Source organism: Clostridium yunnanense (genome assembly GCF_016595795.1).
In the GTDB taxonomy this organism is placed as follows: domain Bacteria; phylum Bacillota; class Clostridia; order Clostridiales; family Clostridiaceae; genus Clostridium_AR; species Clostridium_AR yunnanense.
In genome coordinates this window covers 17884-30938 of record NZ_JAENHN010000016.1, presented here as the reverse complement: position 1 = coordinate 30938, position 13055 = coordinate 17884, and the positions used below count along the sequence as shown (strand labels likewise).

Here is a 13055-nt window from a genome sequence, read left to right as displayed (position 1 = left end):
GATAAGGAGCGTTGTAAAGCGATGAAAAAGCATTCAAATAGTTTATCTGATACAATAGTTAATATAGTGATTTATACATTTTTTATAGCATTTACGTTAATATGTATATTTCCGTTCTATTATTTATTTATAAATACCATAAGTAACAATGATTTAAGTAGCAAAGGACTTGTAAACTTTATTCCAAAAGGCATTCATTTTACAAATTATTTAGAAGTTTTAAAGATTAGAGGACTTGGTCAAGCAGCTTTTATAACACTAAGTAGAACTGTAATCGGAACAGCACTAACAGTATTTGCATCAGCATTCTTAGGGTTTCTATTTACTAAGAAGGAAATGTGGGGAAGAAAGTTTTGGTATAGATTTGTAATAATTACAATGTATTTTAATGCTGGAATTATGCCTTGGTATATAACAATGATGAACCTAAAGCTTACAAATAACTTTTTAGCTTATGTTTTACCAACCATTATATCACCATTCAACATTATACTTGTAAAGACTTTTATTGAAGGAATACCAGAATCTCTTCAGGAGGCAGCAGAAATAGATGGAGCAGGACTTTATACAATATTTTTAAAAATCGTAATGCCGCTAATAAAACCAATACTTGCTACAATAACAATATTTTCTGCGGTAGCTCAATGGAATTCTTTCACAGATACGCTTTTCCTTGTAACTGATTCAAAATTATTTACTTTACAATTCGTTCTTTATAAGTATCTAAATGAGGCTTCATCACTGGCTGCGCTTATAAAGAGTAGTCAAAGTGGAATAGCAGCTGCAAATGTAGCTAATATGCAAACTGCAACATCTGTAAGAATGACAGTTTCAATGATTGTTGTTATTCCAATATTATTCGTATATCCATATTTCCAAAGGCACTTCGTAAAAGGTGTAATGATTGGAGCTGTAAAGGGTTAATATTAAGTTTTTATTATTCTAATTGCTGCTTTTAAGCATTTATGATTATAGCAACTTAAGAAATATCATTATTATAAGCAGCAATATGGATATTAAAATAAATAGAAACAAATTTAAGGGGGATTAGTAATGAAGAGAGGTTTAAGCAAAACTATCGGAAAAGCAGTAGCTTTAGCTACTGCAATCACTACTATGTCTATTGGTATGGTAGGATGTTCAGATGATACTAAGAAAGATACAAGCAAAAACGATCTACAAAAAATTGATGTATTTTCAATGACTGCAAACTATGCTGGTGAGCAAACAGGATGGTTTGGAAAGATTGTAAAAGATAAGTTTGGTCTAGATATGAACATCATATCTTCAAATCTACAAGGTGGAGATAGTAAGTTTGCTACAATGATGGCTTCTGGAAATTTAGGTGACATAGTAGTATTTGGAGCTGATGATCAAAAGTATAGAGATGCGATAAAAGCAGGTCTTTTATTAGATTGGAATAAAGATGGTCTTTTAGATAAGTACGGAACACATATTAAAGAGTTCCAAAAAGCAATCGAAAAAAATAAGACTAATTTCGGTGATGGAAAAGCAGTTTATGGACTTGGACATGGAGTTTCTACAATGCCTGCAACTAGTCCTTCAGAAGGAACTGAAATGACTTATGAACCAACAGTACGTTGGGACCTATATCAAAAGCTTGGAAAGCCTACAATAAATACAGTCGAAGATTATTTACCATTACTTAAAAAGATGCAAGAAGCAAATCCTAAGAGCGATTCTGGAAAACCTACTTATGCATTCTCAATGTGGAGTGATTGGGATGGTAACATGATGATGCTAGGAAAACAATTTGCATGTATGCAAGGATATGATGAGCTTGGATTCTTGTTAGTTCATGGAAATGAAGACAAATATCAAGATATATTAGATCCAAATGGATACTATTTGAAAACTTTAAAGCTTTACTATGAAGCGAACAAGATGGGACTTGTTGATCCAGATTCTATATCACAAAAATACGACGACGCAAGTAATAAGATGAAAGATGGTCAAATATTATTCTCCTGGTTCCCATTCTTTAGTACTCAATACAATACTCAAGAAAGAGTGAATAAAGGACAAGGCTTTAAATTAGTACCATTCAACGATGAAAAGGTTTATTCAAATGGTTTTGCTAACTATGGTGCTAACCAAGTAATAGCAATTGGTGCTAAAGCTAAGAATCCAGAAAAGATTATGCAATTTATCGATTGGCTATACTCACCAGAGGGTGTTATGACTTCTACAAATGGACCTAAAGGATTAACTTGGGACATTAAAGATGGTAAAACTGTATTTACAGACTTTGGTAAAAGGGCTGTGCCATCAACTGCTGCAGAACAAGTATCAGACCAATATGGCGGCGGAACTTACAAAGACGGCATAAATGCTCTTAACTTCCAAACTGTAAATCCAAACTCTGTTAATCCTGATACTAAAGAGCCTTATAACTGGCAATTATGGTCTTCAACTTTAAATGATAATGTAACTCCTCTTGATAAGAGCTGGAGAGAGACTTTGAATGCTACTAATGATAAGGATTACTTCGTTAAAAACAATAAGATAGTAGTTAGTCCTGTAACAAATGTTAGTGATGATGCGCTAGATAGTGCAACACAACAAAAAATGGGACAAATAGCTACAGTTATTAAGCAAAACTCTTGGAAGATGGTATTTGCTAAGAGCGACTCAGAATTTGCTTCATTACAAAAAGATATGATAGAAAAATCAAAGGGCTTAGGCTATGATGATGTAGTTAAGTTCTATGGAAAACAAGCAGAAAAGAGATTTGCTGCTAGAAAGAATTTAAAATAGTTAAATAATGTGAATAGCAATAAAAGCTCTTCATAAATTAAGGAGATGTTACAGAACCATATTGAAATTAATTGGTTAATCATCCGACGCTTAAATGAGCTTACGCAAAGAACTAATTAATTTCAATAATATTCTTGAACATAGTCTAAATTAAAAGCCATGCATAATAAGGAAAGTAAATATCCTTATATGCATGGCTTTATTTATAAAAATATATAAATATTCTTCAAGTGAACTTTCTTATTTTTTTACTTTTTCATGAAACAAAATAACTTTAAATTTGGCAAAAGTATTTTGTATAAGTCAAAAAAATACATTTTTACACTAAATGTACCAAAGGTTGTGATACAATAATATAAAAGAAAACTGCTTTTTGTGTGAACAAAAGCAAAAAAATACTATAGATTTATTAGGAAAGATACCAATATTTTTATCGTAAGAGGTTAAAAAGAGATATGAAGATAGCAAGTGGAAAGATTTAATGAACATTAGATCTAGAAAGAAGGATATTTATGAAGGTTTTAGAAGTTAGCAACGTGTATAAAGATTATCAAAAACAAAGAGCATTAAGTGATATCAATATTACAATAAAAGAAAATGAAATAATTGGTTTTGTTGGCCCCAATGGTGCTGGAAAGAGTACATTGATGAAGATTATGGTAGGTTTAATACCAGCAACAAAAGGCAATGTTAGGATAATGGGCTATGATATAAAAAAGAATAGAGAACTAGCTTTAGAAAAAATAGGATGCACAATTGAAACTCCATATTTTTATGAGTATTTGACAGGAAGAGAGAACTTGAAAATTATATCAAATATGTATAAAGATTTATCTAAAGAAAACTTAATTGAAGTAGCTAAAAAGGTTGGAATATTTGATAGTTTAGATAAGAAAGTTAGAGCTTATTCATTAGGCATGAAGCAAAGATTAGCGTTGGCTCAAGCTATAATAATGAAGCCTAAAATATTAATACTAGATGAACCTACTAATGGTTTAGACCCACAGGGAATAGTTGAGTTTAGAAATATACTTAAGGATATAAATAACGGAGGTTGTACTATTTTTATATCTTCACATATATTATCAGAGATTGAGAACATATGCCAAAAAGTAATTTTTATAAATAAGGGACAAATAGTAAAAGAAAAAATCATGGATAGGAATAAAGAGGAATTTGAAGATTATGTTATTAGATGTTCTAGAATAAATGAATTATATGATTTACTACAGGAAAAAGAATATATGAATAAGAGCTATATAAATAAAGATAGTATTTATTTAACTATTAAGAAGAATAGCATAAAGGATGTAATTAAAGTATCAGTAACTAATGATATTGATATATATTACATAAGCGAAGTAAAAAAGAATCTAGAAACAGAATTTTTTGATGTATTAAGAGAAGAAGGGAATTAAATATGTACAAGCTTATAAAGAATGAATTATTAAAGGAAATTAAGAAAAAGAAAACAATCATAATGCTATTTATGTTAGTTATAATAATGTTATTTTCAAATATATATATGCTAAATAGTAGAAGAACCTCAAGTCCACAAAACAGAATTAAACAAAATCAGAAGTTTATAGATGATTTGAAAATTAATCTTGAGAGAAGTAATAATAAAAACAATAAGAATGATATTCAGAACAAAATTAAGGATATGGAATCACTAAATAATGAGTTACAGTTTGAAATTGATAATAAGGATCTAGGATGGAGAGATTTAGCTGAAAGAAAGATAGCAGATATTGATAATAAACTTAATAAGTTGGAAGATGGAAGCATAGAAGATAAGGATAATTTAGAAATCGGTAAAAAAATGTATCAGATATGTTTAGATAAAAATATAGAGCCTGTTTATACTGGAGATAAAGAGAAAGCTCTTAACGTAATTATAAGTATTATAAGATTAATGAGTATGTTTTTTATACCAATTTTTGTTGTGGTAATTATTTCAGATTCAATATCTGGTGAATTTAATCCAATGACTATTAGAATGATGCTAGTGCGACCGGTTTCCAAAGTTAAGATATATTTATCAAAATTTATTACCCTTAATATTTTAACTGTTGGCTCAGTACTATTATTAGAATTGATAAATTTCTTAACTTTAGGGATAATGATTGGATTTGAAAATCCTGAGTTACCTAATATAGTTGGAGGAAAATATCAGAATGATTTACTAAATGGTGTTTCTCTTGTACATGGAAGTATGTATCTACTGCCAATATGGAAAGTACTGATGATAGGAATAGGTCTGCAAGCATTGTATATGATATGTGCATGTGCGTTTATAATGATGATATCAACAATATCAAAGAATTCCATATTATCTGTAAGTATAAATTTTGTAGTTTGTGTAGGAACAAGTTTATTTGTTAATGTTGTTTCAAGGAGTAATTTTGAAGCTATTAAAACTTTATATAATATGATTTTTGCAGGTTATTTTGATGGAGTTAGCGTAATAACTGGTGAGTTATCTAGGACGATGAAAAATCCAAATATATCAATATACTCTAGTTTTCTGATCATAGGAATACAACTGGTCATATTCTATTTGCTTGGAACCTTAATATTTAACAGGAAAGAAAAGACAATATAAATTAAAACTCGCTCAGACTTGAAAAATTATTTCATTAATTATTATAGTTTTATAGATAGTAGATAGACATCATCTTTAGGATAAACAGAAAATAAACATGAGTATTAGAAGTCCATGGATTTATGATTTAATTAGCGTAACCATGGATTTTTTATTTATACTAAGTAAGTTGATTTTTAAGATAATAGTTGATTTTTATTATATACAGCATAAAGCATAGTAATTTATAATAATGCTAGGAAAACATTTACATTATATTAGAAGTTATTTTCAAATTAAAAAATTATGTATAGATAGTACACTTCCAAACAAAGTGGTAAATCCATAAATCATGGAAATGGGAATATCTATTCAGCAAAACTGGGTTAGTGAGGTGTAATTATATGAAATTTAGTAATGGATGTTGGCTTAATAGAGAGGGTGTAACAACCTATAGTCCAGCAGAAGCTTATGATGTTAAAGTTAAGGATGATTCTGTAATTGTATATGCACCATGTAATAATATCAATCACCGAGGTGACACTTTAGGAGGGCCTGTTATTACGGTAAAATTATCTTCACCTATGGAAGATGTTATAAGGGTTCAATTATATCATTATATGGGAGCAAATAAGAAATCTCCTGAATTTGAAATACAAAACCAAGGTAATGCTGTGAAGATTAGTAACGATGATCAAGCTGTAAAGCTTATATCTGGAGATTTGAGTGTAGAAATAGATAAGAATTCTGGCTGGCAGATGAACTTCTTTAATAAAGATAAGAAGTTAACTGGTACAGGCTTTAGAGATATTGCTTATGTTAAGACTTCAGATGAGGGCGTATTTATGAGAGAGCAGCTTAGTCTTTCAGTAGGAGAGCTTGTATATGGGCTTGGTGAAAGATTTACACCATTTGTGAAAAATGGACAGGTAGTAGATATTTGGAATGAGGATGGAGGAACTAGTACAGAACAATCCTATAAAAATATACCGTTCTATATTACAAACAAGGGATATGGAGTATTAGTAAATCACCCTGAAAATGTATCTTTTGAAGTTGGGTCTGAGAAGGTAACGAGAGTTCAATTTAGTGTTGAAGGTGAGTACTTAGAGTACTTTATAATAAATGGACCATCTATGAAAAAGGTCTTAGAAAACTATACTACTCTTACGGGAAAACCTGCATTGCCACCAGCTTGGTCTTTTGGGTTATGGCTTACAACTTCCTTTACAACAAACTATGATGAAGCTACAGTAACAAGTTTTGTTGATGGAATGAAGGAACGAGATATTCCTCTTCATGTATTCCACTTTGACTGTTTCTGGATGAAGGAATTTAATTGGTGCGATTTTAAGTGGGATGAAAGGGTATTCCCAGATCCAATAAATATGCTAAAGAGATTAAAAGATAAAGGTTTAAAAATATGTGTATGGATTAATCCTTATATAGCACAAGCTTCGGAACTTTTTGAAGAGGCTATGGAAAATGGATATTTAATTAAAAAAGCAAATGGAGATGTATGGCAATGGGATATGTGGCAGCCTGCTATGGGAATAGTTGATTTCACTAATCCTAAAGCATGTCAGTGGTTCCAAAGCAAACTACAAGCTCTTATAGATATGGGAGTAGATAGCTTTAAGACTGATTTTGGAGAAAGAATTCCAACTGATGTAGTTTATTATGATGGTTCTAATTCTAAAAAGATGCATAACTACTATACTTATTTATATAATAAGGTAGTTTTTGAACTGCTAGAAAAGAACTTTGGAAAAGGAAAGGCAACTTTGTTTGCAAGATCTGCTACGGTAGGAGGGCAAAAGTTCCCAGTTCATTGGGGAGGAGATTGTTCTTCTGACTACGAATCTATGGCTGAAAGTTTAAGAGGTGGCTTGTCATTAACTTTATCTGGCTTTGGATTTTGGAGTCATGATATTGGAGGTTTTGAAAGTACTTCAACAGCTGATGTGTATAAGAGATGGGCAGCATTTGGGCTTCTTTCTACTCACAGCCGTTTACATGGCAGTCATTCCTATAGAGTACCTTGGGCTTATGATGAAGAATCTTGCGAGGTAGTTAGATTTTTTAGCAAACTAAAGTGTAGCTTAATGCCTTATATATTCACTCAAGCTAATAATACTTCACATACTGGTGTTCCAATGATGAGAGCAATGATTATTGAATATGAAGATGATCCAGCAACTCATTATTTAGATAGACAGTACATGTTTGGAGATTCACTTTTAGTTGCTCCAGTATTCAGTGAAGACGGAGTAGTTTCTTATTACCTTCCTAAAGGAACTTGGACTAACTTCATAACAAATGAAGTAGTTGAAGGTGGAGTGTGGAGAAGTGAAAAACATGATTATTTAAGCATACCTTTAATGGCTAAGGAAAATAGTTTGATTGCAGTAGGAAGTAATAAACATAAGCCAGATTATGATTATACTGAGGATGTTGCATTACACTTATTTAACCTTAAAGATGGAAAAGCTGCAACTACTGAGCTACTTAATTTAGAAAGTCAACTAGTATTATCAGTAATAGCTAAACGAGAAAAGGATATCATTACTATCGAAGTAGAAGGAGAACATGAGCCTTTCAGCATTGTTCTTAGAGGGATAGATAAGATTAGTGAAGCTGAAGAAGCTTCAATTGATAGTAGTAGTTTAGGTGTACGCGTTTTAATTAATAAAAATATAAACAAACTTACAATAAGATTATAGTTTATCTATAATGTAGATCACATCAAGCTAAAAATATAAACAAACTATTATAAGTTTGGTCTATGGGGGATAGTGAGAATGAGTGAAACAAATCAGTCAATAAATAAAAAGATAAAAGAAATTATTGAAGAAATGACTTTAGAAGAAAAAGTATCAATGCTTCATGGTAATGGGCTTTTTAGAACAGAAGCTGTTGAAAGATTAGGTATTCCTGCATTAACCATGTCTGATGGGCCAATGGGAGTTAGAAAAGACTATAAAAATGATAAATGGGAAGACCTAGGAAACAGTTATGACTATGCAACCTATTTTCCATCAAATATGGCTTTAGCATCTACTTGGAATACAGATATGGCATATGAATTTGGAGTATCAATAGGAGCAGAAGCTAGAGCGAGAGGCAAAGATGTAATACTTGGACCGGGAATAAATATAATAAGAACTCCACTTTGTGGTAGAAACTTTGAATATATGAGTGAAGATCCGTATCTAATCTCGAAGATGGCAGTACCTTTTATAAAAGGTGTTCAAACAAATGATACAGCTGCTTGTGTAAAGCATTTTGCTGCTAATAATCAGGAATATGAAAGACTTAATATAAATGTAGAAATGGATGATAGAGCACTGAATGAAATATACCTTCCTGGTTTTAAGGCTGCTGTTGAAGAGGGAAACTCATATACAATAATGGGGGCTTACAATAAGCTTAGAGGTGAGCACTGTTGTGAAAGTGATTACCTTATTAACAGTGTTTTAAGAAAGCAGTGGAATTATGACGGCGTAGTTATATCTGACTGGAGCGCTGTGCACAATACTGAAAATGCAGCTAAACACGGTGTTGATATTGAAATGAGTGTTACAGACAACTTTAATGAATACTTTTTAGCAGACCCATTGATTGAAAAAGTAAAGGCTGGATTAATTGATGAGAAATTTATAGATGAAAAAGTAGAAAGAATATTAAAGTTAATGTTTAAGTTGAATGTATTCTCTGAAAAGAGAGTAAGAGGAAGTTACAATACTCTTGGGCATAGAGAAGTAGCTCTAAATATAGCAAGAGAATCAATAGTTTTATTGAAAAATCAAGACAGCCTACTGCCGCTTAAGGATGATAAAGTAAAATCACTAGCAGTCATAGGAGAAAATGCTGACAAACAACATTCTAATGGTGGAGGAAGTGCTGAGATAAAAGCATTGTATGAATATACTCCACTTATGGGACTAAAGATGAGACTTGGTGGTAACACAAAGGTACAATATGCAAAGGGCTATTCAAAAGATGAAGCCTTAAAAGCTGAGTTATTAAACGAAGCAGTAGAGCTGGCTAAAAGTTCTGACGAAGTCATTATAGTTGTTGGGTTAGATCATGACTTTGATGTTGAGGGAAAAGATAGGGAGGATTTAACTCTTCCATATAATCAAGATGAATTAGTTAAAGCAGTATTAGAAGTTAAGCCAAATGCTATAGTTGTAAACATAAGTGGTTCACCAGTAGGTATGGAACAGTGGATTAATGAAGCTAAAGCAGTAGTACATTCTTTCTACGCTGGAATGGAAGGTGGCTACGCAATAGCAGAAGTTTTATTCGGTGATGTAAATCCATCCGGAAAACTCCCAGTTACTTTCGCTAGATCACTATCAGATTCACCAGCACATTGTATTGGTGATTTTCCAGGTGTTGAAACTGTAGAGTATAAGGAAAGTATCTTTGTGGGCTATAGATATTTTGATTCAAAGGCTGTTGAGCCAAGGTTTGAGTTCGGGTATGGATTATCCTATACAGAATTTAAATATAGCGATTTGACACTAAAAGTTGATAACTTTGAAGAAATTAATATTGAATTAAGTTTCAACATAACAAATACCGGAAGAGTCTCAGGAGATGAGATAGCACAGATATATGTATCCGATTTAGAATCATCATTAATAAGACCTAAGAAAGAATTAAAAGCTTTCAAAAAAGTATTCTTAGAAATTGGTGAAACAAAGTTAGTTAAGGTAAAACTCAATAAAGAAGCTTTATCCTTCTATAATGATAAAGAGAATAAATGGGTATGTGAAGCTGGAGACTTTAAAGTTCTAGTTGGAAGTTCTTCAAGAGATATAAAACTAGAGAGGGTATTTACTATATAGATTTGTGAAAAAAGCATGCTCAAAAGATAAAGAGAAAACTTTGAGTGTGCTTTTATTTTTAAATTTGATGGGAGAAAATTTTATGATAAATGAAAAATTACCTTTTATATTTTATGGTGGAGATTACAATCCTGATCAATGGCCAGAAGAGGTTCTTGAAGAGGATATAAGACTATTTAAAAAAGCAAATATTAATGTAGTTACTTTACCAGTATTCAGCTGGGCTAAACTTCAGCCTTCAGAAGACATATATGATTTTCAGTGGCTAGATAGAATTATGGATAAGCTTTCTGAAAATGGATTATACGTGTGCCTTGCAACTTCTACAGCGGCACAACCTGCTTGGATGTCTAAAAAGTACCCAGAGATGCTGCCCGTTGATTTTGATGGAAGGAAGAGAAAGCATGGGGGAAGAGTTAACTTTTGCCCAACCAGTGAGATATATAAGGATATGTCAACAAAGCTAACTAGAAAACTTGCTGAGAGATATAAAGATCATCCGGGACTACTACTATGGCATATTGGTAACGAGTATGGAAACTACTGTTATTGTGATCATTGTGAAGAAGAATTTAGAGTTTGGTTAAAGAAAAGATATGGAACAATTGAAAATTTAAATAAGGCCTGGAATATGAGTTTTTGGGGACACACTGTTTATGATTTTGATGAAATAGTTGTGCCATCTGGAATAAGTGAGATGTGGAGAGATAACGGCAGAGATAGATCAAACTTTCAAGGAATTTCTTTAGACTATCATAGGTTTATGTCTGAAGTTATTTTTAATTGTTACCTAGAGGAATACAAGATTATTAAGGAAATTACGCCTGATTTACATGTTACAACAAATCTAATGGGAACCTTTAAGCCTTTGGATTATTTCAAATGGGCAGAAAAAATGGATGTGATATCTTGGGATAACTATCCTCAGTTAATAGATCCAATGTATGTTACTGCTTTAAGACATGATCTTATGAGAGGACTAAAGGATGGAAAGCCCTTTATGCTTATGGAGCAAACTCCAAGCCAACAAAATTGGCAGCCTTACAACGGCTTAAAGCGTCCAGGTGTTATGAGGCTTCAGAGTTATCAAGCTGTTGCTCATGGAGCAGATACAGTTATGTTTTTTCAACTAAGAAGATCTATTGGTGCCTGTGAAAAGTATCATGGTGCAGTGATTGAACATGTTGGACATGAAAACACAAGAGTATTTAGAGAATGTACTAAGCTCGGAGAAGAGCTTAGTATTCTTAAGGATAAAATAATTGATTCTAGGATAGAGTCTAAGGTAGCAATAGTCTTTGATTGGGAAAATTGGTGGGCGGTTGAACTTTCTAGCGGCCCAACTATAGAGCTAAACTATTTAAAGCAGATTGAGAAATATTATAAAGCTTTTCATGATAAAAACATAGCTATAGACTTTATTAAATCAGAAGCAGATTTTTCTAAATATGATGTGGTTATTGCTCCACTATTGTATATGGTTAAAAAAGGTGTTGCAGATAATATAGAAAATTTCGTAGAAAATGGAGGCACTTTTATAACCACTTTCTTTAGTGGAATAGTTAATGAAAGCGACTTAGTTACACTAGGGGGATATCCTGGTGAATTAAGAAAAGTTTTAGGTATTTGGGTAGAAGAAATTGATGCGCTTTTCCCTCATATGAAAAACAGTATAAAAGTAGTTAATAAAGCAATTAATTTAAGAGATGAATATAGCTGCGGAATGCTATGTGATATCCTTCATCTAGAAGGTGCTGAAGCACTAGCTCTTTATGGAAGTGATTTCTACAAGGATATGCCTGTACTTACTAGAAATAAGTTTGGAAAAGGAAAAGCATATTATATAGCATCAGATCCAGAGGAGTTATTTATAAAAGATTTTATAGCACATGTATGTAATGAAAAAAATATATCATCAAAATTTGAAAATATTGAGGGTGTAGAAATAACAGAAAGAGTAAAGGGTGAATATAAATATACATTTATACTAAATCATAATGAATACAATGTAGAAATTAAGCTAGATAAAAATGTATATTCAGATCTTTTAACTGGAGAGAAAAAAATTGGGACGGTAACAATAAATTCTAAAGATTTACTTATATTAGAGGGAAGTATCTAAGTACAAATCTAATTCTTTAGGAGGCTGTATATGAATTTTGAAAATAATAGCAAAGTTCTTTTTCAAGGTGATTCAATAACTGATGGTAATAGGACTCGTGACAATGATCCTAATCACTTCTTAGGTCATGGGTATGCATATATAATAGCTGCAAAACTTGGAGCTGATGAGCCAGAGAAGAATTATAAATTTTTTAATAGGGGTGTAAGTGGAAACAGGATTGTGGACTTATATGCAAGATGGCAGGAAGATGCCCTGAATTTAAAACCAGATATATTAAGTATATTAGTTGGGGTGAATGATATAGTTTGGGAATTAAATGTTAAGGCAGGAATCTCAGCTGAAAAATACGAAAAGATTTATAAACTTCTGATTGAAGAGGCAAGAGAAGTAAATCCCAAAATAGTTATTGTGATTTGTGAACCTTTTATCCTTCCGGTTAAAGGTGTGAAAGATAATTGGAACTATTGGTGTGAAGAGATAAAAAAGCGTCAGATAGCAGCAAAGAAGATTGCAAAAGAATATAATTATATATTTGTATCTTTGCAAGATGAATTCAATAATGCATGTAAAAGAAGCGAACCAGAATATTGGATTTGGGATGGAGTGCATCCAACTGCTGCAGGACATGAACTTATAGCAAGAAAATGGATTGAAACTGTTGATATGGCTTAAATTGAGGCTCTTTTTAAGCTACACGTTGAAATTAATTGGT

At 31.9% G+C, this 13055-nt stretch carries 9 protein-coding genes; all 9 read left to right on the top strand.

Translation table 11 applies throughout. The annotated features are described in order from the left end of the window. The first annotated feature begins 21 nt into the window (after nucleotides 1-21). The 9 genes from JHL18_RS06020 (at nucleotide 22) to JHL18_RS05985 (ending at nucleotide 13015) form a co-directional block, all read left to right on the top strand. Nucleotides 22-924: a carbohydrate ABC transporter permease gene (locus JHL18_RS06020; RefSeq protein ID WP_200267152.1), complete on the top strand. Its 903-nt coding sequence runs from the start codon at nucleotides 22-24 to the stop codon at nucleotides 922-924. A 129-nt stretch (nucleotides 925-1053) separates the two neighbouring features. Beyond that, nucleotides 1054-2778 (top strand): extracellular solute-binding protein, encoded by a 1725-nt coding sequence (locus tag JHL18_RS06015; RefSeq protein ID WP_200267150.1) that lies wholly within the window; start codon nucleotides 1054-1056, stop codon nucleotides 2776-2778. 512 nt (nucleotides 2779-3290) lie between these two features. Further along, complete coding sequence (locus tag JHL18_RS06010; RefSeq protein ID WP_200267148.1) at nucleotides 3291-4196, top strand: ABC transporter ATP-binding protein; 906 nt, start codon at nucleotides 3291-3293, stop codon at nucleotides 4194-4196. A gap of 2 nt (nucleotides 4197-4198) precedes the next feature. Then, complete coding sequence (locus tag JHL18_RS06005; RefSeq protein ID WP_200267146.1) at nucleotides 4199-5383, top strand: ABC transporter permease subunit; 1185 nt, start codon at nucleotides 4199-4201, stop codon at nucleotides 5381-5383. A 97-nt stretch (nucleotides 5384-5480) separates the two neighbouring features. Further along, nucleotides 5481-5603, top strand: a complete 123-nt coding sequence (locus JHL18_RS26185; RefSeq protein ID WP_274600938.1) for a hypothetical protein — start codon at nucleotides 5481-5483, stop codon at nucleotides 5601-5603. A 163-nt stretch (nucleotides 5604-5766) separates the two neighbouring features. Then, entirely contained in the window at nucleotides 5767-8085 is a 2319-nt protein-coding gene (gene yicI / locus JHL18_RS06000) for an alpha-xylosidase (RefSeq protein WP_200267144.1), read from the top strand. 78 nt (nucleotides 8086-8163) lie between these two features. Then, nucleotides 8164-10218, top strand: coding sequence for a beta-glucosidase family protein (locus JHL18_RS05995; RefSeq protein ID WP_200267136.1), 2055 nt, complete (start codon nucleotides 8164-8166; stop codon nucleotides 10216-10218). An 82-nt stretch (nucleotides 10219-10300) separates the two neighbouring features. Continuing rightward, nucleotides 10301-12340 (top strand): beta-galactosidase, encoded by a 2040-nt coding sequence (locus JHL18_RS05990; protein WP_200267134.1) that lies wholly within the window; start codon nucleotides 10301-10303, stop codon nucleotides 12338-12340. 30 nt (nucleotides 12341-12370) lie between these two features. After that, on the top strand, nucleotides 12371-13015 hold the full coding sequence (locus JHL18_RS05985; protein ID WP_200267132.1) for an SGNH/GDSL hydrolase family protein: 645 nt from the start codon (nucleotides 12371-12373) through the stop codon (nucleotides 13013-13015). Nucleotides 13016-13055 lie beyond the last annotated feature (40 nt).

Coding starts and splice junctions, on each gene's coding strand:
- JHL18_RS26185 (WP_274600938.1), top strand. CDS start 5,481: ATGAGTATTAGAAGTCCATGGATTTATGATTTAATTAGCGTAACCATG.
- JHL18_RS06020 (WP_200267152.1), top strand. CDS start 22: ATGAAAAAGCATTCAAATAGTTTATCTGATACAATAGTTAATATAGTG.
- yicI (WP_200267144.1), top strand. CDS start 5,767: ATGAAATTTAGTAATGGATGTTGGCTTAATAGAGAGGGTGTAACAACC.
- JHL18_RS06015 (WP_200267150.1), top strand. CDS start 1,054: ATGAAGAGAGGTTTAAGCAAAACTATCGGAAAAGCAGTAGCTTTAGCT.
- JHL18_RS05995 (WP_200267136.1), top strand. CDS start 8,164: ATGAGTGAAACAAATCAGTCAATAAATAAAAAGATAAAAGAAATTATT.
- JHL18_RS06005 (WP_200267146.1), top strand. CDS start 4,199: ATGTACAAGCTTATAAAGAATGAATTATTAAAGGAAATTAAGAAAAAG.
- JHL18_RS05985 (WP_200267132.1), top strand. CDS start 12,371: ATGAATTTTGAAAATAATAGCAAAGTTCTTTTTCAAGGTGATTCAATA.
- JHL18_RS05990 (WP_200267134.1), top strand. CDS start 10,301: ATGATAAATGAAAAATTACCTTTTATATTTTATGGTGGAGATTACAAT.
- JHL18_RS06010 (WP_200267148.1), top strand. CDS start 3,291: ATGAAGGTTTTAGAAGTTAGCAACGTGTATAAAGATTATCAAAAACAA.